This is a genomic window from Pseudomonas triclosanedens (genome assembly GCF_026686735.1).
Taxonomy (GTDB): domain Bacteria; phylum Pseudomonadota; class Gammaproteobacteria; order Pseudomonadales; family Pseudomonadaceae; genus Pseudomonas; species Pseudomonas triclosanedens.
The window spans coordinates 3,305,477-3,331,526 of record NZ_CP113432.1 but is presented as its reverse complement, the minus strand read 5'-3'; the positions used below and the strand labels follow the sequence as shown (position 1 = coordinate 3,331,526).

Here is a 26,050-nt window from a genome sequence, read left to right as displayed (position 1 = left end):
ATCCAGTCACCTTGTCGCTAGAGAGGTGAATCTAGATTCGCCGGTGGAAATGACGGAGTGCCGTCGAAGTTGAATCCACTGAGCGAGGTTCATTGTGCGTTCGAGTCGTGATGGAGGTGCCGCGCGCCGGGCTGGCCGGGTGTTGGGGGTGCTGCTGCTGGGGGGCCTGCCGGTGTGGGCCGAGGCGCGTGACATTGGTATCGAGGATGCGCTGCAGGCCGCTTTCGCCAATAACCCTGACCTGGCCGCCAGCGGCCGCGAGATCGGCATCGCCCAGGGGCTGCGCGAGCAGGCCGGGCTGCTGCCCAACCCCACGTTGTCGTGGGAGCAGGAAGGTACCGAGTCCGCCAACCGCACTACCACCATCGGCCTGAGCCAGCCGCTGGAGCTGGGCGGCAAGCGAGGGGCGCGGGTGGAGTTGGCCGAGCGTGGCCAGCAGATCGCCGCGCTGGGCGTGCAGGCGCGGCGCAACGAGCTGCGCGGCGAGGTGATCGCCGGTTTCTACGCGGCGCTGCGGGCCCAGGAGCGCGAGCGCCTGGCGCAGCAGTCGGTCGCCCTGGCCAGCCGTGGCGCGGAGGCGGCCGAGGGGCGGGTACGCGCGGGCAAGGCTGCGCCGCTGGAGGCCAATCGTGCGCAGGTGCAGTTGGCCGAGGTGCGCCTGGAGCTTTCGCGCGCCCGTCGTGAGCGCGCCGATGCCTACCAGGCGCTGGCCGCGCTGATGGGAGCGCCACGGCCGGAGTTCACCGGTGTGCTCGACAGCGCGGGTGATCGCCTGCCGCGTCTGCCCGCCGTCGACGAGTTGCTGCAGCGGCTGGGCGACAGCGCGCAGATGCGTCTGGCCCAGACTCGCATCGACGAAGGCGAGGCTGCGCTGCGCCTGGCGCGCACCCAGCGGATTCCCGATCTGGATGTCAGCCTGGCCAGCCAGGACACCATCGAAGACGGCAGGAGCGACCGCGTTGCGGTGATCGGGCTGAGCCTGCCGTTGCCGCTGTTCGACCGCAACCAGGGCAACATCCTCGCCGAGGCCCGCCGCGCCGACCAGGCGCGCGACCTGCGTAATGCCACCGAGCTGCGCCTGCGCCAGGAAACCCAGCAGGCCCTGCAACAGTGGGGCACCGCGCAACTGGAGGTGAAGGCGTTCCGCAGCACCATCCTGCCCAGCGCGCAGAGCGCCGTGGAAAGCGCGACTCGTGGCTTCGAGATGGGCAAGTTCGGCTTCCTCGAAGTGCTCGACGCCCAGCGCACCCTGATCACTGCACGTGAGCAGTATCTCCAGGCCCTGGCCCAGGTGAGCGATGCCTGGGGGCGTATCGAGCGGGTTTACGGCGATGTCGGCGCGGCGGTGCGCTAGGAGCTGGCGGGTGCTGGTCGCTCTGTCGCTCGTGTCGCTGGCGACTTCCGCCTCGGCGCCGACCCGCGGCTGGGCCGGCGGGCACTGGTGCATCCACGACCTGTTCCAGCAGTTGAACACTCTTTCCAACAGCCCCGGCACCTGACGCTGCGATGCGTCGCCGCCGGACATTTCCGGAGTTCCCATGATCAAGAGAACCCACATCGCCGGCGCCGTGATACTGGTGTCGGTATTGGGCGTCAGCGCCTTCACCTGGCAGGTTGGCGAGCGCCCGCCCGCCAACCACACGGACGACGCGGCGCACCAGGATGGCGAGCATCACGACGCGAAAGCCGCTGGCGGCCACGGCGAAGCCGAAGCCCACGCCGATGGTGAGCACCATCCGGCTGAGGCGGGCGCGGAGGAAGGCGAGGTGCTGCGCCTGAGCGCCGAGCAGATCGCCGCCGCCGGCATCCAGTTGGTGACGGCCGGTCCGCGCGCGCTGGATGAGACATTCAGCCTGCCGGGAGAGATCGGCTTCGATGAGGACCGTACAGCCCACGTCGTACCGCGCACGCCGGGCGTGGTGGAGTCGGTGGCGGTGGAGCTGGGTCAGCGGGTGGCGAAAGGCGACCTGCTGGCGGTGATCGCCAGCCAGCAGGTCTCCGAGCTGCGTAGCGAACTGGCGGCGGCCCAACGTCGCGTGGCTCTGGCGACCACGACTTTCGAGCGTGAGCGCGAGTTGTGGCGGGAGAAAATTTCGGCGGAGCAGGACTATCTGCAGGCGCGCCAGGACCTGGAGGAGGCGCGGATCGCGCTGGCCAACGCGCGGCAGAAGACTGATGCGCTCAGTGGCGTGTCGGTCAGCGCTGGCGGCAATCGCTACGAGCTGCGCGCCCCGTTCGATGGTGTGGTGGTGGAGAAGCACCTGGTGCCGGGCGAGGTGGTCAGCGAGGCGACGGCGGCCTTCACGCTGTCCGATCTGTCGCGGGTCTGGGCTACCTTCAGCGTCGCGCCGCAGGACCTGGCCCGGGTTCGGGTCGGCAAGCCGGCTCGGGTCGAGGCCCCCGACCTGGATATGCGAGTGGACGGCCACGTGGCCTACGTGGGCAATCTGCTCGGCGAGCAGACCCGCAGCGCCGTGGCTCGGGTCACCCTGGCCAACCCCGATGGCGCCTGGCGCCCTGGCCTGTTCGTGAATGTCCGGGTCAGCAGCCGCTCGCGGCAGGTGCCGGTTGCCGTGCCGGAACTGGCCGTGCAGACGGTGGAGGGTAAGCCCGCCGTATTCGTGCGCGGCGCGGAAGGTTTCGAGGCGCGCGCGGTCGATCTCGGCGCCCGCAGCGATGGTCAGGTGGAGGTGCTGGCGGGCCTTGCCGCGGGGGACCGGGTGGCTGGTGAAGGCAGTTTCGTGCTCAAGTCGGAGCTGGGCAAAAGCTCAGCGTCCCACGCTCACTGACGGGGCGCCGACATGTTTGAACGTATCATTCGTTTCGCCATCGAGCAGCGCTATCTGGTTCTGCTCGCGGTCCTGGGCATGGCCGGGCTGGGTGTGGCCAGCTACCAGAAGCTGCCTATCGACGCGGTGCCCGACATCACCAACGTGCAGGTCCAGGTCAACACTTCCGCGCCGGGGTTCACGCCGCTGGAGACCGAGCAGCGCATCACCTACCCGGTGGAGACCGCGATGGCCGGCCTGCCCGGCCTGCTGCAGACGCGCTCGATCTCGCGCTCCGGGCTGTCGCAGGTGACGGTGATCTTCAAGGACGGCACCGACCTGTTCTTTGCCCGCCAACTGGTCAATGAGCGCCTGCAGCAGGCTCGCGAGCAACTGCCCGAGGGTGTCGAGTCGGCGATGGGGCCGATCTCCACCGGGCTGGGGGAGATTTTCCTCTGGACGATCGAGGCCGAGGAGGGCGCGCGCAAGGAAGACGGTACGCCATACACACCGACCGATCTGCGGGTGATTCAGGACTGGGTGGTCAAGCCGCAGTTGCGCAACGTGCCCGGTGTCGCCGAGGTCAACACCATCGGTGGTTTCGCCAGGCAATTCCAGGTGGCGCCGGACCCGCGCCGGCTGGCCGCCTACCGGTTGACCCTGGCCGATGTGGTCGCCGCGCTGGAGAAGAACAATGCCAACGTCGGGGCCGGCTACATCGAGCGCAACGGCGAGCAGTTGCTGGTGCGTGCGCCGGGCCAGGTGAAGGATCTGCAGGACATCGCCAGTATCGTGGTCAGCAATGTCGACGGTACGCCGATTCGCCTGCGCGATGTCGCCGAGGTCACGCTGGGGCGCGAGCTGCGCACTGGCGCGGCTACCGAGAACGGCCGCGAGGTGGTGCTCGGCACGGTGTTCATGCTGATCGGCGAGAACAGCCGGACTGTTGCCCGCGCCGCCGCCGGGAAGCTTGCAGAGATCAATCGCACGTTGCCGGCGGGCGTGAAGGCGGTGACCGTCTACGACCGCACGCAACTGGTGGACAAGGCCATCGCCACGGTCAAGCGCAACCTCACCGAGGGAGCGATCCTGGTGATTGCGGTGCTCTTCCTGTTCCTCGGCAACATTCGCGCGGCGCTGATCACCGCAATGGTGATTCCGCTGGCGATGCTGTTCACCTTCACCGGCATGTTCAGCAACCGCATCAGCGCCAACCTGATGAGCCTCGGCGCGCTGGACTTCGGGATCATAGTCGACGGCGCTGTGGTGATCGTCGAGAACGCCATCCGCCGCCTGGCCCACGCGCAGCACCACTACGGCCGCATGCTGACCCGCAGCGAGCGCCTGCATGAGGTCTTCGCTGCGTCGAAGGAAGCCCGCAGGGCGCTGATCTACGGGCAACTGATCATCATGGTGGTGTACCTGCCGATCTTCGCGCTCACCGGCGTCGAAGGGCGGATGTTCCATCCGATGGCCTTCACCGTGGTGCTGGCGTTGTTGGGTGCGATGATCCTGTCGGTTACCTTCGTTCCCGCCGCCATCGCGCTGTTCATCACGGGCAAGGTGAAGGAAGAGGACAACGTGCTGATGCGCGGCGCGCGCCGTGCCTACGAGCCGGTGCTGGGCTGGGTGATGCAGCGGCGCGCCTGGGTGTTCGCCGGCGCGGCATTGCTGGTGGTGCTGTCCGGGCTGCTGGCCAGCCGCATGGGCAGCGAGTTCGTGCCGAGCCTGGGCGAGGGCGACTTTGCCCTGCAGTCGCTGCGCACGCCGGGTACCAGCCTGTCGCAATCGGTGGCGATGCAGGAGCGCCTGGAGCGCGAGGTGCTGGCCAAGGTGCCGGAGGCCGAACGCATGTTCAGCCGTACCGGTACTGCGGAGATTGCTTCCGATCCGATGCCGCCGAATATTTCCGATGCCTATGTGATGCTCAAGCCGAAGGACCAGTGGCCGGACCCGAAGAAGAGCCGCGCGCAACTGGAAGCGGAAATCCAGGCGGCCGCCAACGGCGTGCCGGGCAGCGCCTACGAGCTGTCGCAACCGATCCAGTTGCGTTTCAACGAGCTGATATCCGGCGTGCGCAGCGACGTGGCGGTGAAGGTGTTCGGTGATGACATGGCGGTGCTCAACCAGACCGCCGAGCAGATCGCCGGCGTGTTGCGCCAGGTGCAGGGGGCGTCCGAGGTGAAGGTCGAGCAGACCAGCGGCCTGCCGGTGCTGACGGTGAACATCGACCGCCAGCGCGCCGCCCGCTACGGGCTCAATGTCGGAGATATCCAGGACACTGTGGCGGTGGCTGTCGGTGGACGCCAGGCCGGTACGCTGTTCGAGGGCGACCGTCGCTTCGACCTGATCGTGCGCCTGCCCGAACACCTGCGCAGTGACATCGACGCCCTGGCACGGATGCTGATCCCTGTGCCGGCGCCGGCCAGCGCTGCCGATTCGCGCATCGGTTTCATCACTCTGGGCGAGGTGGCGCGGCTGGAACTGGTACAGGGGCCGAACCAGGTCAGCCGCGAGAACGGCAAGCGTCTGGTGGTGGTCAGCGCCAACGTGCGTGGGCGGGATATCGGTTCGTTCGTTTCCGAAGCCAGTGCGAGCATCGAGCGGCAGGTGAAGCTGCAGGCGGGCTACTGGACTAACTGGGGCGGCCAGTTCGAGCAGTTGCAGTCGGCCTCTCAGCGCTTGCGGATCGTGGTGCCGGTGGCGTTGCTGCTGGTGTTCACGCTGCTGCTGATGATGTTCAACAACGTGCGCGACGGCCTGCTGGTGTTCACCGGGATTCCCTTCGCGCTCACCGGCGGGGTGGTGGCGCTATGGCTGCGCGATATTCCGCTGTCGATCTCCGCTGGCGTCGGTTTCATCGCGCTGTCGGGCGTTGCGGTGCTCAACGGTCTGGTGATGATCTCCTTCATCCGCAGCCTGCGCGAGGAAGGCCGCAGCCTCGACTCGGCGATCCGCGAGGGCGCACTGACCCGGCTGCGCCCGGTGCTGATGACGGCGCTGGTGGCCTCCCTGGGCTTCGTGCCGATGGCGCTGGCCACCGGTACCGGAGCGGAGGTGCAGCGCCCACTGGCCACGGTGGTGATCGGCGGTATCCTGTCCTCGACCGCTCTGACGCTGTTGGTGCTGCCGGCGTTGTACCGGTGGGTACACCGCAAGGACGAGGATGCGCAGAGCGCCTGAGACGGCATCTGCCTTGCAGGAGCGGACTCCGTTCGCGATTGACCCCGCCGTGGAGTCGATCGCGGACGGAGTCCGCTTCTGCGTGGAGGCCCCGGCTCTTACGTTCGCGCAGGAGCAACCGCTTGGCAGGTTCGTAGGATGGGTGGAGCGAAGCGATACCCATCCTACGGTGAGTCTCAATTGTGGGAGTCGATGCGCTAGTAAGAGCGGCCTCGGCGCTTTCGTTCGCGCAGGAGCAACCGCTTGGCAGGTTCGTAGGATGGTGTGGAGCGAAGCGATACCCATCGTGCGGTGCAAAGCGGTGAGTCTCTGCGTGAGGCTGCTGATTTCGCTCCACCCGTCGTGCGGCTGGCTTTGACTTCGGCAGGCACGAACAAGGAGGCGTTCTGCAGCGAAAAAAAGGCGCCCATTCGGGCGCCGAGTGTTCCTCTCCCCCCAAAGGGGCACGTGGAGCGCCAGGGAGAGGAGCGGTTTGCAAGGGAGATCATCAAAGCCTTGGGGGCGGTGACACGTTCTGTTATACGCGGCGGCGCCTAACGGGAGGCTGAGCCGGAGCTGACAATTCCGACATCTGCCCGCAACGCGCCCCGCTTCACAGCACGTACAGCGGGTATTCGACGATCAGCCGCACTTCGTCCAGGTCGGACTCGAAGGCGGTGGCGCGGGTGGTGGCCTGGCGTACGCGCAGGGAGAGGTCTTTCAGGCGGCCTTCCTGGAATACGTACTTGGCCTCGATATCGCGCTCCCAGCGCTTCTGGTCGGTGAGTGGGGCGCCGTTGCCGTCGCGGCGCATATAGACGTCGTTGGCGTTGGAGTAGTCGGCATCGGTGCCGCGGGCGTAGCGGGTCATGAAACTGAGGCCGGGAACGCCATAGGTGGCCATGTCGAGGTCGTAGCGGACCATCCAGGAGCGTTCCTTCGGTGAGTTGAAGTCGCTGTACTGGATGGAGTTGTCGAGGTAGATGGAGTCGGCCTGGCGCAGGTAGTCGAAGTCGTTGTTGCCGTTGTTGCGCTGGTGGCTCACGGCGATGCGGTGCGCGCCGAAGTGCACGCCGGCGCTGGCGCTCCAGATGTTGGTGTTGAACTCGCCGAGCAGCTCGCGGCCTTCGTCCATCGACTTGTAGTAGTTGAAGCCGCCGAACAGCTCCACCGACTCGCTCAGCGGGAAGTTCAGTGCGGTGCCGAAGTAGTACTGGTTCCAGGCGTCCTTCAGGCGGCTGCTGTAGAGGCTGACACTGGCGTTGTCGTTGATACTGTAGTCGCCGCCGCCGTAGGCGATCCACGGCGAGTCGAGCGGACCGGCGTAGAAGGTTTCGAAGCCATCATCCATCTGCCGCGACTGCGGCTGACTCATCGAGTGCAGCCGGCCGCCTTGCAGTGTCAGGCCCTGCAGGCTGGTGTTTTCCAGGGTGAAGCCGCGGAACGATTCGGGCAGCAGGCGCGAGTCGCCGTAGTGCACCACGGGCGTTTCGGGAAATACGTCGCCTACCTTCAGCACGGTATCCCACAGGCGCACCTTGGCGGCGCCGCCGGCCTTGGCGTAGTCGCTCTCGGTGCGGCCATCGTTGTCGGTCGGCAGTACGTCCACCGAACTGCCGGCGCCGTTGCGGCCATCGCCGGTATCGAGCTGGAATCCGAGCATGGCAAAGGCGTCGACTCCGACGCCAACCGTACCCTGGGTGAAGCCGGATTCGAACTTGCCGATGATTCCGTGCGCCCAGACCTCCGAGTAGCCGTTGCCGCGTGGCGGTGCCGACTGGCCGTGGCGGCTATCGCGGTTGAAGTAAAGGTTGCGGTTGAGGATTTCCAGACTGGCGCCGTCGAGGAAGCCTTCGGGCTTTTCCTCGGCCAGCGCTACCGGCGAGGCGACACCCATTGCGAGCAGCGAGGCTGCCAGGGGGAGTTTGCGTTGAAACATGGTGTGCTCCTAAGGGCAGGATGGTTGGTTACCGCCTGCTGTTGTTGTTTTCGCCCAGGCGTGGCGAGGGCCACGAGAATCGTGAAGGAGCACGGATAACGGGCAGATGAGGCGCAGGTGACAAATTTGTCAGCTGGGAATGGTGCTATTGCCGGGCTGGCGCCCGGCTCACGCGGGGGAGTGTTGCGGCGGCAGTTCCAGGGTGACGCACAGCCCGGTGCGAGCCGCAGGATCGGTGAAGTCCAGGCGTACCGTCAGGCCGATGCGGGTGGCGATGGCCTTGACGATCGACAGCCCCAGCCCCGAGCCGATTTCCTGGCTGCCGGGCACCCGGTAGAAGGCATCGAACACGCGTTCGCGTTCGGCGTCGGGGATGCCGGGGCCGGTATCGCGCACTTGCAGCGCCACGTGGTCGCCCTGGCGCAGTACCAGCAGGTCGACCTTGCCGCCTGCGGGGGTGTAGCGCACCGCATTGTCGACGAGGTTTTTAACCAGCGCCTGCAGGTCGAGGGGGTTGGTGACGATCTGGCAGTCGTCGCCATCCACGCCGATATCGATGTGCTTTCTCTCGGCGACGGGGAGCAGGTCTTCCAGCACCGCGCGGTAGATCCCGTGGACCGACACTGAGGTCTGCGCCCTCTGTGGGGCGGACTGCGCGCTGGCGAGCATCAGCAACTGGTCGATCAGGTTGCGGCCACGATCTATGCCCTGGCGCAGCGTCACCAGCCGCTCTCTGGCTTGCCCGGACATGTCGGTCGCTGCCAGGCGCTCGGCCTGGAGCGACAGCGCGGCGAGCGGCGAGCGCAGTTCGTGGGCGGCGTCGGCGACGAAGCGACGTTGCGATTCGATGGTCCTGGACACACGCCCGAGCAGGCGGTTGATCGCCAGGGCGAACGAGCGCACTTCGGTGGGGAGGTGGCGCTCGTCGATTGGCGCCATGTCCTGGTCGTCGCGCCGGTCGATTTCCTCGGAGAGCGTGGCGATGGGGCGGAACAGCTTGCGCACGAGGTCGGCGACTACCAGCAGCAGGACGGGGATCAGGATCACCAGCGGCAGCACGCCACGCCAGGCGCTTTCCCGTGCATCGCGCTCGCGGCTCTCGGTTTCCTGGGCGATGGCGATGCGTTCGCCGCTGGCCGTGGTCCTGACCAGCACGCGGAACTCCTCGCCCGCCACGCTGGTGGTGGAAAGACCGTCCGGGAGGTCGGTCGGCAGTGGTAGCGGCAGGCTGTTGTCGCCGCTACCCGGTGCCTTGGCACCATCGGCGAGGTACTGGACGACCACGCGGGTTTCTTCGTTGTCGCCGGCGATGGATTGCGTGGCGCCCGGGTAGTGCAGGGTCATCTGCTGGCGCTCGAACAGCGCGGCGACCTGCTTGAGGGTGTTGTCCTGCATTTCCAGTGCTTCGTCGTAAGCCGAGACGAAGGCGAAGATGCCCGCCAACAGTGCGACGATCAGGATGGTCACCGAGAGGGCGGCGGAAAGACGGAGCTGTACCGACTCGCTCAGTCGCCTTTTGAGACCATCCATCCCATGCCCCTGACGTTTCTGATGATGTGGTTGCCCAGTTTTCGCCGCAGTGCGTGGATGAGGAATTCGACCGCGTTGCTCTCCACTTCGTGCCCCCAGCCGTAGATGCGGTCTTCCAGTTCGCTGCGCGAGAGTATGGCACCTGGCCGTATCAGTAGGGCCTGCAACAGGCTGAATTCGCGGTTGGAAAGGAGAACGTCGCGCGCCTGGGCGGTGCTGGCCTGCTTCGATGCGGGGTCGAGGGTGACCACGCCATTGCTCAGCAGGGGCGAGCCGCTGCCGCCCTTGCGGCGCATCACCGCGCGCATGCGGGCGAGCAATTCGGCCATCTCGAAGGGTTTGAGCAGGTAGTCGTCGGCACCGCCGTCCAGGCCTCGCAGGCGGTCGTCGAGGCTGTCCCGTGCGGTGATGATCAGCAGCGGTACGGGGTTGTCCCGGCCCCGCAGGGTTTCCAGCACGCCGAGGCCGTCTTTCCTGGGCAGGCCGAGGTCGAGCAGGACCTGGTCATAGGCGTGGGTGCCGAGGGCTGAGAGCGCCATCAGCCCGTCGTTGACCCAGTCGACGGCGTACCCGGCGTCCTTCAGGGCGCCTTCGATGGCTTCGCCGATCATGGGGTCGTCTTCGACCAGCAGAATTCGCATACCGTTGCCTCGGAGCGCGTGACGGGCGAGGCCGGCCAGCTACCACGGCTGCTGTGCCTCGCCTGGATCATCCGACAATAGACTGGATTCGCGCAATCACGCCTGGCGTTTGCCCTGCAGCATGTCGAAGGTCTTCATCAGGTCGTCGATCGCCGCCTTGCAGGTGGCCTGCTGCGGGCTGCCGTCGCGCAGTGCGTCGAGGGCGCGGTCGATGGCTTTGTCGAGGGCGTGCCAGTCGCTGACGGCGCGGGGCTTGATGCCTGCTTCGGCGGAGTCCCAGGCAAGTTCAAGGTCCTTGATCCGTGCCTTGGCCTTGGCCAGGTCGTTGCTGTCCACCAGCGCGGAAACATCGGCGGCGATAGCGCGGAACTCGGACAGATCACCCAACTGGGTGGCGCCACGCGGCGCCGTGGCGGCCTGCGGGCTGGCGGCGTTCCCGGGCTCTTCGGACTTCGAGCAGCCGGCGGCCAGCCCCAGCAGGGCGATGGCGCAGGCGAGGGCGATCTTGCAGGTCACTTTCTTGATGTACGGCATGGAGTTTCCTTCAGGAGGCATTGGAGTGGGTGAGTTGGGCGGATTTGCCCTTGTTGGCGCCAAGTTGCGCAACCGTTACCAGGATGAGAATCACGCAGAGGAAGATGGCGCTGGTCCAGGTGGCGCCCATTCCGAGGCCGCCGTAGGTCTTCGCCTGGGTGAGCAGGTCGCCCAGCGATGCGCCGAACGGGCGGGTGAGGATGTAGGCGATCCAGAAGCACAGCACCGCATTGGCGCCGAAACGCCAGGCGGCGAACGTGGCTGCGATCAGCGCGCCGAACAGTACGACACCGAGGGTGAAACCCATGCTCAGGGCTTCCGTGGCGAGGTCTCCGGCGGCGGTGCCCAGGGCGAACGTGCAGAGCACCGTGGCCCAGTAGAACAGTTCGCGGCGCGGCGTGACGATCTCGCGAATCGAGAGGTTACGCTCCACGGCGTACCAGACCATGAAGTTGATGGCGAGCAGGACGGAGAACACGGCGGTGCTGGCGTACAGGCTTACATCGAGCTCGTCGGTGAGGATGTCGGTCAATTGCGTGCCGAGGATGCTCACCACTACCACTGTCAACCAGTAGATCCAGGGGGTGTAGGCGCGGGTGCGCAGTTGCGCGGTGAGTGCCGCCAGCAGCAGGAGCGCCATTGCAGCGGTGGTGATACCCAGCCCGAGCCCGGCATCCACGGCCAGGAAATCGGCGAAGGTTTCGCCAACGGTGGTGGACATTATCTTGATGACCCAGAAGGCCAGGGCGACCTCCGGGACCTTGTTGAGCCAGTCGGCTTTTGTCGTGGGGTTCATGGCGAGGCGTCTCGTTGGCTGCGCGTCGGTTGGCGTGGTGGAGAGCCTACGGAGCGAAACTTAGCTGAGACTGAGGGCGGCGCCCGGTTGGCGCCGCCGTGCCGGGAGCCCTCTGCTCAGCGGCCCCGGGCTTGCGCGCGCCAGTCGAGGCCGCTGGCCGGGAACAGGTGCGCGCCACCGCTGACGAACAGGTGTACGCGGTCGCCGATTCCCGGGCAGTGCATCGCCGGTACCCTGACGTGGATCGCCAGTTCCGGCGAGTCGGCGGAGGCATCCGCCGCCTCGAGGCGGACCAGCACCGAGCACTTGTCGCCACCGAAGTCGCTGCCCAGCACCGTGCCGTAGCAGCCATCGGCAGGCTGGCGGATCATTTCGCTGTGGCTCAGGTGGATCTGCTCCGGGCGCAGCAGGATCTGCGCGTGGCCGCTGGCCCCCGCGTCGTCGACCATGACGTTGCCCAGCGGGCAGCGCGCCCAGCCGTCATTGATGTAGGCGGGGAACACCAGGGCGTCGCCCAGGAAGGCGGCGGTGTCCTCGTCGACGGGCCGGAAGTAGAGGTCCTTGGGCGCGCCTGCCTGGACCAGGCGGCCCTGACGAATGACGGCCAGGTGTTCGCCGAAAGACAGAGCCTCTTCCTGGTCGTGGGTGACCAGGATCGCGGTAACGCCGGCATCTTCCAGCACCCTGGAAACCGCCTTGCGCATGGAGGCGCGCAGGCCGCTGTCCAGCGCCGAGAACGGTTCGTCGAGGAGCATCAGGCGCGGGCTCTGCGCCAACGCGCGGGCAAGCGCCACGCGCTGTTGCTGGCCGCCGGAAAGCTCATGGGGCCAGCGCTGCGCCATGTTGCGTGGCAGGGAAACCATGTCCAGCAGTTCGTCGATGCGCCGCGCTCGCGCCTCCATCTTCTTCGGCAGGCCGAAGCCGATGTTGTCCGCCACCGACATGTGCGGGAACAGCGCGCCGTCCTGCGGGACGTAGCCAATGAGCCGGCGATGGGCAGGGATGAAGGTGGTGTCGTCCGCCAGCGTGGTTTCGCCAAGGCTGATGCTGCCGTGGTCGGGTACCTCGAAACCGGCGATGAGGCGCAGCAGGGTGGTCTTGCCGGAGCCCGAGGGCCCGACGATGGCCGCTCGGCCGCCGGCGTGGATTGTCAGGCTGAAGTCTTCGATCGCGGCATAGGCACCGAAGTACCGGGAGACGGACTTTAGTTCGAGTGTGCTCATCGACCTGCTACTCGCTTGGATTGATGGTAGAGAAGCCCGGTAAGCGGAAGTGAAAGCAGGATCATCATCAACGCATACGGCGCGGCTGCGGCGTAATCGATCTCGCTGGTCTTCGACCAGAAGGCGGTAGCCAGCGTGGCGGTGCCGCTGGGTGACAGGAGCAGGGTGGCGGTCAGTTCGTTGACGATGGCAAGGAACACCAGGGCGACGCTTGCCGCCGCGCCCGGCGCCGCGAACCGCAGGGTGACGCCGCAGAGTGCCTGCAGCGGTGAGCGGCCAAGGCTGCGAGCGATGTTTTCCAGTTCTACCGGAGCCTGGGCCAGCCCCGCGCGCAGGCTGACCAGCGCCCGTGGCAGGAACATCAGCACATAGGCCAGCAGTACGGTGAAGACTGTCTGGTACAGAGGCTGGGCGAATTTGATCGTGACGCTGACCAGCGCCAGCGCGACGACGATACCCGGCAGCGCGCTGGCAACGTAGTTGCTGCCTTCCAGCATGCGTTGAAGCCTGCTCGGCGCACGCACGGAAATCCAGGCGATGGGGATCGCGGCGGCGGTGGTGAGCAGCGCGCCCGCGGTACCCAGCAGCATGGTCTGGCCGAGGCAGAGCAGCAGCTCGTCGGAACGCCATACCGCCAGCCCGCCAGCGGCTAGCCACTGTCCGAGGGTCGCCAGGGGCACGCCGAGGGAGAGGGCCGTGAAGGCGGCGCAGCAGGCCAGGGCGAACAATGTGGCCGGTGCGCCCAGGCGATACTGCCGTGGCGGCCTGGGACTGCCGGCGCCGATGCGCGCGTAGCGAGCCGAGCCGCGGGTGGTCGCTTCGAGCGTGAGCAGCGCCAGGCAGGCCAGGGCCAGGACACCAGCCAGCATGTTTGCGGCGGGGCCGCTGAAGGACGATTGGAACTGGTCGAAGATCGCTGTGGTGAAGGTGTCGAAGCGGATCAGCGCGAACAACCCGTACTCCGCCAGCAGGTGCAGTGCGACCAGCAGCGATCCGCCCCAGATCGCCACGCGCAGTTGCGGCAGCACGACGCGCAGGAACACCGTGGCCGGCCGATCACCGAGCGATTCGGCCACGTCTTCGAGCACGGGGTCCAGGCGGCGGAGCGCCGCCGCCGCGGGCAGGTAGATGAAAGGCGAGTAGGCGATGACCGAAACCAGCACGGCGGGGAACAGGCCATGCAGCGACGGCGCCAGGCTGACCCAGGCGTAGCTGTGGACGAACGCCGGGATCGCCAGCGGCGCGACGACCAGAAGCGACCACCAGCGCCTGCCGGGAAGATCGCTGCGCTCGGTCAGCCAGGCCATTGTCACGCCGTGCAGCACGCATAGAGGGACGGTCAGTGCGATCAGCAGCAGGGTGTTGTACAGCAACTCCGCTACCCGTGGCCGGAACACCAGCTTGGCGATGAGCGGAAATCCTGCCTGGATGGCGGCCATCGCGACGAAGGCGAGCGGAAGCATGGCAAATACTGCCACCAGGATCGCCGCCGCCAGCATCCAGCGCTGGCCGCCAGCCCTGGCCGCGCGGCCTCGGGCGAACGCGGGGTTGGCCCTCCGGGAGGTGTGCGCCTGGGGGCCGAACTGTTGCGCCGTCACTTACAGCAGACCTGCCTGGGTCATCAGTTCCACGACTTTCTGGCTGTCAAGTTTGGAAACGTCGACTGCGGGCGCGTCGAGGCGGTCCAGCGGGACGAGCTTCGGGTTGGACGCCACGCCTTCGCCCACTGCGTATTCGAACGAGGTGCCATCCCTGAGGACAGCTTGTCCGTGCGGGCCGGTGATCCATTGCAGGAACGCCTGGGCCTCTTTCGGGTGCTTGCTGGACGCCAGCACACCACCGCCGGAGAGGCTGGTGAAGGCGCCGGGATCCTTGTGCCCGAAGTAGTGCAGCGCTGAGTTGTTGCTGTTTTCGCCGGTCTTGGCCTGGTCGCCGAAGTAGTAGTAGTGATAGATCACGCCGCCATCGATCTGCCCGGCGTTGACTGCCTTGAGGACCGCGTTGTTGCCGCGATAGATTTTCGCGCCGGACTTCATCGATTCCAGCCAGTCGAGGGTAGCGGCTTCGCCTTTCTGCTCCAGCAGTGCGCCGACGATGGCCTGGAAATCCGCACCGGCCGGAGAAGCGGCCCAACGGCCGATCCACTGCGGTGCAGCCAGGTCGAGGAGCGACTTGGGCAGGTCCGCTTCCTTGACCATGTTCCTGTTGTAGACGAAGACCGTGGAGCGGGCGGCGATGCCGACCCATTGCCCATGCGCCGGGCGATATGGGACGCCGACCTGTGACAGGGTCGAGGGCGCGACAGGGGCGAGCAGGCCGGCGTGATCGACGAGGACCATCGCGGGCGAGTTCTCGGTGAGGAATACATCGGCCGGGGATGCCTTGCCTTCCTGCACGAGCTGGTTGCCCAGTTCGCTGTCGTCGCCATTGCGCAGGGTCACCTTGATGCCGGTCTCACTGGTGAACCCTTGGGCCCATGCCTTGGTCAGCGATTCATGTTGTGCGTTGTAGACGACGATTCCGTCGGCATCCGAGGCGGCCATCGAGCCCCTCGCGCCCATCAACGCCATGCTTGCGACAGCTACCAGAATGACCAACGAGGCACCGCGTATTTTCATCAATCGCCACTCCATCAGGTTCTTTCAAAGGCGATATCCGTGGGGACGTCGCTTGCGAGTGGCGGCGATGATCGCTCCGGAGTCGTTAAGAAATTGTCATTCTCATTTGATGCCGAGGCGCATTGCGCTGCTGGCATTGGCCGGCAGGCCCGCGCAGCAGGGCTGGGGAGGACTCATTTGCGGAGGATGTAGACGCGGACGCCAGCCACCCCGGGGGTGAAGTTGTAGTGCTTGATCTGCGAGAAACCGACGCGCTGGAACTCCTGTTCCAGGGCCTTGGCGCTGGTGGAGTCGGGCATCAGGGCGTGCTGATCGGCACTGCAGGTGCATGGCGGTATCGCGCCGGAGAGGGACGAGCGGCTGCCGACGCGGGCGAAGAGAATCACCGTGTCCCGCGTGACCCGGCTGAGCTGGCCCAGCAGGCGGATGTTCGCCGCGTTGCACGACGAGGACGGGACTTCGGATATGAGTATGCAGTCGACCGACCCTGCGCGCAGTTCGGCGTAATCCACGGGGCCGGGCAGGGTCTTGATGCGTTGATTCATCCCGCTTGGCAGCTTCCGGTGCGCCGCGAGCAGGGAGTCGGTTGCCGGGGAGGTGGCGACGATGATCCGGTTGTTGTGCTCCATCAGCACCGGCCAGAAGCTGCCGGGTGATTGCGAGACTTCGAGCATGAGGATCGGCTCTTCGGCCATGCGCAGGGCGAGCCGCAGCAGGCGTTTCTTCCTCCAGTCGGCGATGCGCGTGCGCAGAAAGGCGCTGAGCGTTCCGCTGGCAACGCCGCCGTTCTCGTGGTGTTCAGCAGAGGCTGATAGGCGTTGGGGTTCGTTCATGGGCCGCGACTCGATGGTTGCCCTCATTATCGAGTCGTCCGATCAAGCCGCCGTCAAAGACATGTGAAAAAGACGTGGTGGCGCTGTGGGAAACCCCGCCGCTGAACCGTAACGGCCCAACGCTGCACCGATGGCTCCGGCGAGCCGCTGGCTTCGGGCGCTATTACACAACTTGAAATAATCACTCGCCGCGCTTTGACAATTTCTTTTCCTTTCACTTTATAGAGTCGCGCCGGTAGCCGGATTCGGCACTTTACAGCGCGATTGCCGCCCAGGTTCGCGCATAACAACAAGGGTGTTTCCATGCAACTTCTGCGTTCGGCTCCGGTGCGTTTCCTCGCACTGATCGCCTTGCTGTGGCTGATCGTTTTCTTCCTGACCCGCGCTGTCCTCATGGCTGGTCACCTGCAGGATCTAGGCGCAGGCCAGTTGGCGGTGTTCGCCATAGGCTTGCTCTACGACCTGAGCTTCCTGGTCTATGCCCTGCTGCCGCTTGGCGTGGCGCTGCTGCTGATGCCGGCGCGAGTCTGGCGCGCAGCATCCTGGCGCTGGCTGCTGTCCCTCGTCCTGTTCGCCAGCGTTTACCTGATGCTCTTCACGGCAGTGGCCGAGTGGCTGTTCTGGGATGAGTTCGGCGTTCGGTTCAACTTCATCGCGGTGGACTATCTGGTCTATTCCGATGAGGTGCTGAACAACATTCTGGAGTCCTATCCCGTCGGGACGCTCCTGGGCGCCCTGGCCCTGATTTCGCTGGCGGTCACCTTCGGGATGTCCAGGGTCGTGCGTGGTATCGCCACATCCCCGGTGCCGAACCTGGGCAGGAGCCTGGCGGGATGTGCCGGCCTGCTGGCGCTGGCGCTGGCCGCGCTGTTCCTGGTCGACCAGGATCGCCCGCGCTCCGAGGGCGGCAATACCTATGCCCGCGAGTTGTCGAGCAACGGCCCGTACCAGTTCTTCGCCGCGTTCCGCAACAATGAGCTGGACTACCCGCAGTTCTATGCCACGTTGCCGGCCGAGGAGGTGGCCCGGCGCATGCGCGCGGAACTCGCGGAGCCGAACGCGCGCTTCATTGGCAGCGACCACCTGGATATTCGCCGGCGCATCGAAAATCCGGGGACGCCGAAGAAGCACAACATCGTCCTGGTCACCATCGAGAGCCTCAGTGCCAAGTACCTGGGCAGCAATGGCGATGGTCGGAATCTCACCCCGAACATGGACGAGCTGCGGCGCAACAGCCTCTATTTCAACAACTTCTACGCCACCGGTACCCGTACCGACCGCGGCCTGGAAGCCATCACGCTGTCGATTCCGCCGACACCGGGACGCTCCATCGTCAAGCGCATAGGCCGGGAAAGCGGCTTCGCGAGCCTGGGCCAGCAGTTGCAGGCAGTCGGTTACGACGCTGTGTTCGTGTATGGCGGCCGTGGCTACTTCGACAACATGAATGCCTTCTTCGGCGGCAACGGTTACCGGATCGTGGACCAGTCGAGCGTGAACGAGGCCGACATCCACTTCAAGAATGCGTGGGGAATGAGCGACGAGGACCTGTATGCACAGGCGATCAGGCTGGCGGACGAGAACTTCGCCAGGAACAAGCCTTTCCTCCTGCAATTGATGACCACCTCGAACCATCGTCCATACACCTACCCGGAAGGGCGCATCGACATCCCCTCTGGCAATGGCCGTGACGGTGCGGTCAAGTACACCGACTATGCCATCGGCAAGTTCCTGCAGGACGTGAAGGGCAAACCCTGGTTCGACAACACCATCTTCGTGTTCGTGGCCGACCACACGGCCGGCAGTGCGGGCAAGGAAGACCTGCCAGTGGCGAACTACCAGATCCCGCTGTTCATCTACGCGCCCAAGCTGTTGCCCGCTGGCGAGCGTGGGGAGCTGGCCAGCCAGATCGATCTCGCGCCCACGCTGCTGTCGATGCTGAACCTGAGCTACGAATCGACCTTCTTCGGCCGCAGCCTGATGACGCCCAGCTCGCTTGAGCCGCGCGTGGTCATTGGCAACTACCAGCACCTGGGCCTGTTCGATGGCAAGGACCTCGCCATCCTGAGCCCGCGTGCCGTCCTGCGCCGGCATAACCAGGCCCTTGGGGCGAGCGAGGAAGTGGCCGCCAGCCTGAGCGACCCGCTGGTGGACCGTGCGGTGAGCTACTACCAGTCGGCGAGCTATGGCTTTACCCGCCATCTGCTGGACTGGAAGCCGACGGCGACCCAGTGATCTTCCTTCACCCTGATCGAGGTTCCGATCCGGGCTGGAGGTAGACCGTACCCGCGACGGTGAGCGGCGCAATGCTGCCGCGCACCGTGCGCGTGCGCCCCGTGTGGCGCTGGCTATACTCATTTCCGCGTGCAAGCGGGATGAGCTGTAGGCGCGTTCACTTCGGCGGAGGATGGTCAATGAATGAGCCTGGTCCCGTTGTCCGGCCGACGATCCTGATCGTCGACGACACCCCGGAAAACCTCACACTGCTCACTGAGCTGCTCAAGCTGCTGTATCGCGTCAAGGCAGCCAGGACCGGCGAGAAGGCGTTGCAGATCGCCACGTCCGACGATCCGCCGGACCTCATCCTGCTGGATGTGATGATGCCTGGCATGAGCGGCTTCGAGGTATGCCGGCGGCTGCGCGAGCAGCCACGGACGCGTGATATTCCGGTGATCTTCGTCACCACCCAGGGTTCGGTCGAGGATGAAATCCGGGGCCTCGACCTGGGGGCGGTGGACTACATCACCAAGCCGATCAACCCTCCCGTCGTGCTGATGCGGGTGGACAACCAGTTGCGGGTCAAGGCCGCGGCTGATTTCCTGCGCGACCAGAATCACTTCCTGGAGCAGGAAGTGCAGCGGCGCACCCGGGAGCTGGCAGCCATCCAGGATGTCACCATCCTGGCGATGGCCTCGCTGGCGGAGACCCGCGACAACGAGACCGGCAACCATATCCGGCGCACCCAGCACTACGTGGTCGCCCTGGCCAGGCACCTGCAGGCGCATCCACGCTTTGCCGCCGAGCTGGACGACGAGACCGTGCGGCTGCTCTTCAAGTCCGCCCCCCTGCATGACATCGGCAAGGTCGGGATTCCGGACTACATCCTGCTCAAGCCGGGGCGGTTGACCAGCGATGAGTTCGAGGTGATGAAAAACCATACCACGCTCGGGCTGGAGGCCCTGGAAAAGGCCGAGGAACGCTTGGGCATGGACGTGCCGTTCCTCCGCCTGGCCAAGCAGATCGCCTACAGCCACCACGAGAAATGGGATGGCAGCGGCTACCCCCAGGGCCTGGCGGGCGATGCGATTCCCGTGGCGGCGCGGCTCATGGCGCTGGCGGATGTCTACGACGCACTGATCAGCCAGCGCATCTACAAGACCGGCATGCCCCATGCCGAAGCGATGCAGCTCATCGAGATGCAGCGTGGCCGGCACTTCGATCCCGACGTGGTGGATGCTTTCGTGGCCCTGCACGGAGAGTTCCAGGGTATCGCCGAGCGTTTCCGCGACAGCCGGCCCCAGGGAAAGCCTTGAGCGCTCGAGCGCAGGTCCGGTAAGGGGGTAGGTTCGATGAGTCCGCTCGGATTTCTCCAGCGCCTGCCGCTGCGTACCCGACTGTTGCTGGGCTTCGGTGGCACGCTGCTGCTGGCGCTGGTCATCGGCCTGTACAGCCTGAGCGTGCAGCAGAAGCAGAACGAACAGATCAACCAGATCTATGAGAAGGAAATGCTCGGCCTCTCGCATATCGAGGCGGCACGGGTCGCGTTGGCCGGGTTGGGCCGTAGCGTCCGCCAGGCGGTGCTGGCGTCGGATCCGGGCGGTCGGGAACTGGCGTTGCAGGAACTCAAAGAAGGACAGGTGACCCTGCGCCAGGAAATCGAGCAGGCGCGGCCGCTCATCTATCGTTCGCGGGCGCAGGACGGGATGGTTCGTTTCGAGTCGGCCTATGAGGAGTACCAGGCGCAGATCGAACGTGTGCTGGAACTCGATGGCCAGGCTTCCGGTATGGGGCGTTCCTCGGACCTTGCGGCGATCTCGCTGCTGTCGTCGGCGGCGCTGCAACGCCCCGGCGAGGTGGCCAACCAAGCGCTGGCCGAGGTGGCGCAGATCAAGCGCGCCGGCGCCGACCTGGAGGTCAAGCTGGCTTCGGAGCGTTTTCGCCGCAGTGTCGAGCTGACCTTCTGGCTGATGGCCCTGGGGGTCGGCGGTGGCCTGTTGTTCGGCATCCTGATCAGCCTGTCGATTCGCCGGCCAGCCGATTCGCTGCGCAACTCGGTTGATGCACTGAGCAAGGGCGAACTGGACATACGGGTGCCGTTCCAGGACTACCCCAACGAAATCGGAGATATGGCGCGGGCCATCACCGAATTGCAGTCCGAGGCACGGCAGATGGCCAGCCAGCGCTGGGTCAAGACCCAGGTGGCGGCGCTGAGCAGCGAGATGCAATCGGTGGCGGGTTCCAGAGAGTTGGGCGACCGGATCCTGGCTGTCCTCGCCCATTCGCTGCCACTCTTCAGCGCGACGATCCACGTGCAGGCGGAGGGCGAAAGCGACCTCCTGCTGCTGGGCAGCTATGCCGCGTCGGCCAGTGTGCCGCGTCGCCTGGCGCCGGGAGAGGGTCTGGTCGGCCAATGCGCGAAACAGCGTCAGCCCATCAACCTGAAGCTGCCGCCACCGCCGGAGTCGCACGAAGGCGCGTGGGCGGCATTCAGCGAACTGCTGCCGCTGATACACGGCGAGCGCCTGGTGGGCGTGCTCGCGCTGGAAGTCACCGAGGCACCGGGCGCCAGCCAGCGTTCATTGCTGGATGAGTTCGTGCCCCTGCTGGCGATGAACCTGGAAATTCTCGAACGGACATCGCACACCGGGCAGCTTCTCGCGGAAACCCTTGCCCAGGCGGAACTGATGGAGCGTCAGGCCGCCGACCTGCAGGCGCAGACTCGCGAACTGGAGTCGCGGCAGTTGGAAATCCAGGCGACCAAGGCCTGGTACCAGGGCATCCTCGAATCGGCGCCCGACGGCATGCTGGTGGTAGACCAGGAAGGCTGCATCATCCTGGCCAATCCCAGGCTGGAGGTGCTATTCGGCTACTCCCATGACGAGCTGCTCGGGCGCTCGGTGGATGAACTGGTGCCGGAAGCCCATCGGGCGAGCCACGGGCGTCTGCGCGGCGGGTTCTTCGCCGAACACAGCAGCCGCCAGATGGGCCGGGGCGGCTCCGACCTGCTCGGATTGCGCAGGGATGGCAGCCAGTTCTCCGTGGAAATCGCCCTGGCGCCGTTGCCGGATCTGCTCGGGCACGGGCCGTGCGTGTGTGCCTCGGTGCGTGACATCAGCGAACGCCGGGTAATGGAGGCGGCGCTGCAGGACAGCGAGCGCCGCCTGCAATACATCCTCGATTGCAGTCCGGTGAGCGTGGCCATCGCGACGCATGGGGAGATTCACCTCGCCAACCCGAAGTTCGTCGAGACCTTCGGGCTGAACGTTGGCGGGGAAACTGTCGCGCTGTACGTCGATCCCGCCGATCAGCAGGCCATCTGGGACCATATGCGCGCCGGTGAGCAGTACCTGGAGCGTGAATGTCGGATGTTTGACCGCAACGGCAACGAGCGGGAAATCCAGGCAACCTGCCTGCCTATCCAGCACCACGGCGAGTTCGCCGTACTGGGTTGGTTCTACGACATCACCGAGCGCAACCTCGTCGAGCGCGAGATGCGTCGCGCCAGGGACCTGGCCGAAGAGGCGACGCGGGCCAAGAGCGAGTTCCTGGCCAACATGAGCCATGAAATCCGCACGCCGATGAATGTCATCATCGGCATGAGCAGCCTGGCCTTGAAAAGCGATCTCGATCCCCGCCAGCGCAACTACATTCACAAGGTGCATCGTTCCGCCGAAGGGCTGCTGGGGATCATCAACGACATTCTCGACTTCTCGAAGATCGAGGCGGGGATGATGACGGTGGAGCGCATCGACTTCCGCCTGGAGGATGTGCTCGACCAGTTCGCCAGCCTGATCGGCTTCCGCGCGGAAGAGAAGTCGCTGGAACTGTTGTTCCAGCTGAGCGCCGACCTGCCGACCGCGCTGATCGGTGATCCGTTGCGCCTCGGCCAGGTGCTGCTCAACCTGGGTAACAACGCGGTGAAGTTCACCGAGCGCGGCGAGATAGTTCTCGGCATCGAGGTGGCGGCGCTCGCTTCGGACAGCACGGATCTGCACTTCTGGGTGCGCGACACCGGGATCGGCATGACTGCCGAACAATGCGGACGCATGTTCCAGTCTTTCATCCAGGCCGACTCGTCGACCTCGCGGCGCTTCGGTGGTACCGGTCTGGGCCTGTCGATATCGAAGAACCTGGTGGAGCTGATGAACGGCAGGATCTGGGTGGACAGCGAGCCCGGGCGTGGCTCGGTGTTCCACTTTCTCGCCCGCTTCGGCCTTCAGCCGGGGCCTGTGCCGCGCCGGACCCGGCGGGCGGATGAATTGCTTGGCGTGCGCGCGCTGGTGGTCGATGACAACGCCTCGGCGCGGGAAATCCTCTCGTCGATGGCGGTGAGCTACGGCCTGGAGGTGGATCTCGCGCGGGGCGGAGTGGAGGCGCTGGAGTGGATAGCGGAGGCTGACGAACGCGGCCTTCCGTATCAATTGATGCTGGTCGACTGGCAGATGCCGGGCATGGATGGCATCGAAGTCGTCGAGCGGCTGCGGGCGGCGGACGCGGCAAGCGTTCCTGCGGTGATCATGGTGACCGCCTTTGGTCGCGAAGAAGCGTTGGCCGAGGCTCGGGAGCGTGGCGTGGATCTGGGCATGGTGCTGACCAAGCCAGTCACGCCATCCACGCTGCTCGAAGCGATCAACCTTGCGCTGGGCCGGCAGGCGCTGCTCGATCCGCGCAGCCGCGAGCGCGAGACCGCCAAGGCCGATGCGCTGGCCGGGGTGAGCGGCAGCCGGATGTTGCTGGTGGAAGACAACGAGCTGAACCAGGAGCTGGCCCTGGAGCTGCTCGGCGAGGCGGGCGTCGAGGTCGTTCTTGCCTGCAACGGCCAGGAAGCGATCGACCGGCTGACGGTGGACAGGGATTTCGACTGCGTGCTGATGGACTGCCAGATGCCGGTTCTCGATGGTTATGCGGCGACTCGCGCGCTGCGGCAGATGCCCGAGCTTAGCCAGTTGCCGATCATCGCCATGACTGCCAACAACATGACCGGCGACCGCGAGCTGGCGTTGGCCTCGGGAATGAATGACCACATTGCCAAGCCGATCGACCCGGGTGTCATGTTCCGCACGCTTTCGCGCTGGGTCGTGCCGCATCGCCGAACAGTGGTAGGCGCACTGCCAGTGCCTGGTCCCGACGCCGCCGGTGCGCCGCTGCCGGGGATCGATACACGTGCGGGGCTTGCTACCTGCGCGGGCAAGGCCGCCCTGTACGAGCGGCTGCTGCGCCGCTTCCACGGGAACTACCAGGATTTCGCCGCCCAGTTCGAGGCGCTGGACGATGAAGTCGACCCGTCCGCGAAACGTCGCTCGGCTCACTCCCTGCGCGGGGCGGCGGCGAACATCGGCGCCCTGGCCGTGGCCAGGGCGGCGGAGGCGCTGGAGGATGCGTGCCGACAGCACTTGCCGGCGCAGGTGGTGGCGCCATTGCTGGCCGCGCTGCAGGTGGAGCTCGACCTGGTGCTGGCCGGATTGGCGCTCCACCTCATGCCCCCCGGGGAGCCCGCGGCGGAGCCTCCCTGCGAGCCAGGTGATGGGCCCACCTTGCTGCGTGAGCTCGCTGGGCTGTTGCTGCGCAGCGATACCGCTGCCGAGGATGCCATCGCCAGGCTCGGCGGGATCTACCGGGGCAGGCCCGAGGCTGCGCAACTGGCTGGGGTGGCACTGGCGATCGAGTCGTTCGACTACGACCTGGCTCTTCAACGCCTGCAGGAACTCATGGGGCTGGGCGGCCGGTGATGGGCGCCGTCTGCGTGCGCGCCGGGTCATGGCGCCGGCGCTGTCCGGCTGATTACGATGAGCAGGTTGTTTTCACGGAATACCTGCGAGCCCGGCGGAATCCACGAGGGTGGCGTGCCGCCCTCCTTGCCGGAAAGGCTCAGCACGATACCTACCGGGCCGTTCGCAATGTGCCGGGCCAGCCAGGCCTGCACCTCCTGAGTGGTGATCCGGCGGTCGCTGGCGTCGGGATAAGCGAGGCCGTACTGCAGCTCGCCCGTCACGTCGAGCAGCGTCACGTCGCTGCGGTTCAATCGCCAGGCCAGTGCCGATGCGGCGCCAAGCTCGTTGCTCAGCAGGCTCCTCGACGCTTTCAGCGCGTCCAGGTGGCGAGCGATGAATTGGTCGGGCATCTTGTTGTCGACCACCGAGGAGGGCATCGCGGCGGGCAGCAGCGCGATCAGCACCCATAGCCCGAGAGCGGGGGCGAGCCAGTAGCGCGACGGACGTAGCCACTGCGCAAGGCCGCACAGTACCCATGTCAGGCACACCAGCACTGCCAGGGCAATTTGCAGGGGCTGATGAAGGTAGACCGGGTGCACCGCCTGGACGACGCCCAGGCCGAGCAGCGCAAAGCTTCCCAGCATCAGGTTGAGCAGTCCGTTGCCGCGCAGTGCCAGCAGGTCGCGCTGGCGCAGTTTGTCCACCAGGGTGTTCGCCATCAGCAGGGCCAACGGTACGAAGCACGGCAGGATATAGGTCGGCAGCTTGCCCTTGCTCAGGCTGAAGAACAGGAAAGGCATGGCGAACCAGAGGGCGAGATAGGCGCTACGCCGCTCGCTGCGTTCGCGCCAGCTGCGCCGGAGGCTGGGCACCACCAGCAGCGCCCACGGCAGGGCGCCGGCGAACAGCAGGGGTATGAAGAACCAGATCGGCGCGGCGTGCTGTGCGTTGCTGCCGGCGAAACGGCGGATATGCTCGTTCCAGAAGAAGAATTGCCAGAAGTCCGCTTCGCGCCGACTGACCGCGATGGCCCACGGCAGGCTCAATAGTATGGCCAGCAGTATCGCCAGCGGCCCGCCCTTGAGTACCTCGCGCCAGCGCTTGTGCAGCAGCGCGTAGGGTGCCACCACGATGACCGGCAGCAGCCACGCAAGAAACCCCTTGGTCATGAAACCCATCGCGCATGCCACGCCCAGCAGGCCCCAGCCCGACCAGCGTTCGCGCGCGTTGACGCCTTCCAGCGCGTACCAGCAGGCGACCAGGCCGAGGGTGATCCACAGTGTCAGCTGCGGGTCGATGTTGGCGTAGCCGGCCTGTCCCGCGGCGAGCCCGAAGCTCATGTACAGCAGGCCGGCAGTCCAGGTCTTCCAGGTGTCGTTCCACAGTTTGCGGGCGAGCAGGAAAATCAGTGCCGCGGTGGCCGCGCTGGTCAGCGCCGAGGCGATGCGTGCGCCGAACAGGTTGTCGCCCAGCAGCGCCTGGCCGAGCGCGATCAGCCAGTAGCCGCCGGCGGGCTTCTCGAAGTAGCGCAGCCCCATGAAGTGGGGCGCCACCCAGTTGCCGCCGTGCAGCATTTCCTGGGCTGCCTGGGCGTAGCGAGTCTCGTCCGGTATCCAGAGCCCGTGGAAGCCCAACGGCGCCAGGAAGAACAGGGCGAAGACCAGCAGCAGTGCCGGGTAGGCCAGCGCCGGCAGCGCGCGCTCGATGGATGGATAAGGGGATTTCGGGATGCGCTGCGAAGTGAGCGTTATGTCCGTCATCGGGTCGTTCCTCGATGGTCTCCTGCGCCCGCGTTGGCGCGATGACGGAGGCTACGAGGCGAAACTTAGCTGGGACTGAGGGCGGCTTTCGACGCGGCGTTCAGGACTTCGGCAGACGGCGCTGCTTCAGCGGCGGCAGGCCGAACCCGCGCTGGCGCGCACGGCAGAATGAGGTGGCACGCCGATAGCCCGGTTCGTTGGCGATCTGGCCGACAGGCAGGCTGGAGTGTCCCGCCCGGCGCCGGCGTATTTCGTCGGCGAGTCGATGCCATCGTTGGCCAGGCGCCGCTGGAGCTCGCGCGGGGCAGGGTGTGGAGC

17 protein-coding genes are annotated in these 26,050 nt (G+C 66.0%); 7 read left to right on the top strand and 10 right to left on the bottom strand.

The features are described 5' to 3' along the window. The first annotated feature begins 94 nt into the window (after positions 1-94). Genes OU419_RS15225 through OU419_RS15210 form a run of 4 tightly spaced genes read left to right on the top strand, consistent with a single transcriptional unit; the run spans position 95 to position 5,951 of the window. Positions 95-1,354 carry a TolC family protein gene (locus tag OU419_RS15225; protein ID WP_326494056.1) on the top strand — a complete coding sequence of 420 codons (1,260 nt, stop codon included), beginning with the start codon at positions 95-97 and terminating at the stop codon, positions 1,352-1,354. A 10-nt stretch (positions 1,355-1,364) separates the two neighbouring features. After that, positions 1,365-1,499, top strand: a complete 135-nt coding sequence (locus OU419_RS15220) for a hypothetical protein (protein WP_268171638.1) — start codon at positions 1,365-1,367, stop codon at positions 1,497-1,499. 39 nt (positions 1,500-1,538) lie between these two features. Further along, complete coding sequence (locus OU419_RS15215; RefSeq protein WP_254476596.1) at positions 1,539-2,789, top strand: efflux RND transporter periplasmic adaptor subunit; 1,251 nt, start codon at positions 1,539-1,541, stop codon at positions 2,787-2,789. 12 nt (positions 2,790-2,801) lie between these two features. After that, entirely contained in the window at positions 2,802-5,951 is a 3,150-nt protein-coding gene (locus tag OU419_RS15210) for a CusA/CzcA family heavy metal efflux RND transporter (protein ID WP_254476595.1), read from the top strand. Between the two features lie 592 nt (positions 5,952-6,543). Here the strand turns inward: OU419_RS15210 and OU419_RS15205 are convergent. The 9 genes from OU419_RS15205 to OU419_RS15165 all read right to left on the bottom strand — a co-directional run bounded on the left by OU419_RS15205 (position 6,544) and on the right by OU419_RS15165 (position 16,044). Then, a complete protein-coding gene (locus OU419_RS15205) occupies positions 6,544-7,827 on the bottom strand; it encodes an OprD family porin (RefSeq protein WP_254476606.1) in 1,284 nt (427 codons plus the stop codon). Between the two features lie 210 nt (positions 7,828-8,037). Continuing rightward, positions 8,038-9,399 carry a sensor histidine kinase gene (locus tag OU419_RS15200; protein ID WP_254476594.1) on the bottom strand — a complete coding sequence of 454 codons (1,362 nt, stop codon included), beginning with the start codon at positions 9,397-9,399 and terminating at the stop codon, positions 8,038-8,040. Next, positions 9,375-10,040: a response regulator transcription factor gene (locus OU419_RS15195; protein ID WP_254476593.1), complete on the bottom strand. Its 666-nt coding sequence runs from the start codon at positions 10,038-10,040 to the stop codon at positions 9,375-9,377. The genes OU419_RS15200 and OU419_RS15195 overlap by 25 nt, the downstream gene beginning before the upstream one ends. 96 nt (positions 10,041-10,136) lie before the next feature. Beyond that, complete coding sequence (locus OU419_RS15190; protein WP_254476592.1) at positions 10,137-10,574, bottom strand: hypothetical protein; 438 nt, start codon at positions 10,572-10,574, stop codon at positions 10,137-10,139. A 10-nt stretch (positions 10,575-10,584) separates the two neighbouring features. After that, entirely contained in the window at positions 10,585-11,370 is a 786-nt protein-coding gene (locus tag OU419_RS15185; RefSeq protein ID WP_254476591.1) for a COG4705 family protein, read from the bottom strand. 116 nt (positions 11,371-11,486) lie between these two features. Beyond that, positions 11,487-12,593, bottom strand: a complete 1,107-nt coding sequence (locus tag OU419_RS15180) for an ABC transporter ATP-binding protein (protein WP_254476590.1) — start codon at positions 12,591-12,593, stop codon at positions 11,487-11,489. Further along, positions 12,590-14,092: an ABC transporter permease gene (locus tag OU419_RS15175; RefSeq protein WP_254476605.1), complete on the bottom strand. Its 1,503-nt coding sequence runs from the start codon at positions 14,090-14,092 to the stop codon at positions 12,590-12,592. Before OU419_RS15175 ends, OU419_RS15180 begins: the two co-directional genes overlap by 4 nt. Before the next feature lie 99 nt (positions 14,093-14,191). Continuing rightward, the gene (locus OU419_RS15170) at positions 14,192-15,163 is read right to left on the bottom strand and encodes an iron ABC transporter substrate-binding protein (RefSeq protein ID WP_254476604.1); all 972 of its coding nucleotides are present in this window, start codon (positions 15,161-15,163) and stop codon (positions 14,192-14,194) included. A 221-nt stretch (positions 15,164-15,384) separates the two neighbouring features. After that, positions 15,385-16,044 (bottom strand): hypothetical protein, encoded by a 660-nt coding sequence (locus tag OU419_RS15165; RefSeq protein WP_254476589.1) that lies wholly within the window; start codon positions 16,042-16,044, stop codon positions 15,385-15,387. Between the two features lie 303 nt (positions 16,045-16,347). Between OU419_RS15165 and OU419_RS15160 the strand changes: the two genes are divergently transcribed. The 3 genes from OU419_RS15160 to OU419_RS15150 all read left to right on the top strand — a co-directional run bounded on the left by OU419_RS15160 (position 16,348) and on the right by OU419_RS15150 (position 23,990). Beyond that, entirely contained in the window at positions 16,348-18,276 is a 1,929-nt protein-coding gene (locus OU419_RS15160; protein ID WP_254476588.1) for an LTA synthase family protein, read from the top strand. 179 nt (positions 18,277-18,455) lie between these two features. After that, the gene (locus tag OU419_RS15155) at positions 18,456-19,574 is read left to right on the top strand and encodes an HD-GYP domain-containing protein (RefSeq protein WP_254476587.1); all 1,119 of its coding nucleotides are present in this window, start codon (positions 18,456-18,458) and stop codon (positions 19,572-19,574) included. Positions 19,575-19,610: 36 nt separating this feature from the next. Beyond that, positions 19,611-23,990 carry a response regulator gene (locus OU419_RS15150; RefSeq protein WP_268171630.1) on the top strand — a complete coding sequence of 1,460 codons (4,380 nt, stop codon included), beginning with the start codon at positions 19,611-19,613 and terminating at the stop codon, positions 23,988-23,990. 26 nt (positions 23,991-24,016) lie between these two features. On the opposite strand, the gene arnT is transcribed toward OU419_RS15150, so the two are convergent. Beyond that, entirely contained in the window at positions 24,017-25,732 is a 1,716-nt protein-coding gene (arnT, locus tag OU419_RS15145) for a lipid IV(A) 4-amino-4-deoxy-L-arabinosyltransferase (protein ID WP_254476586.1), read from the bottom strand. Between the last annotated feature and the right edge of the window lie 318 nt (positions 25,733-26,050).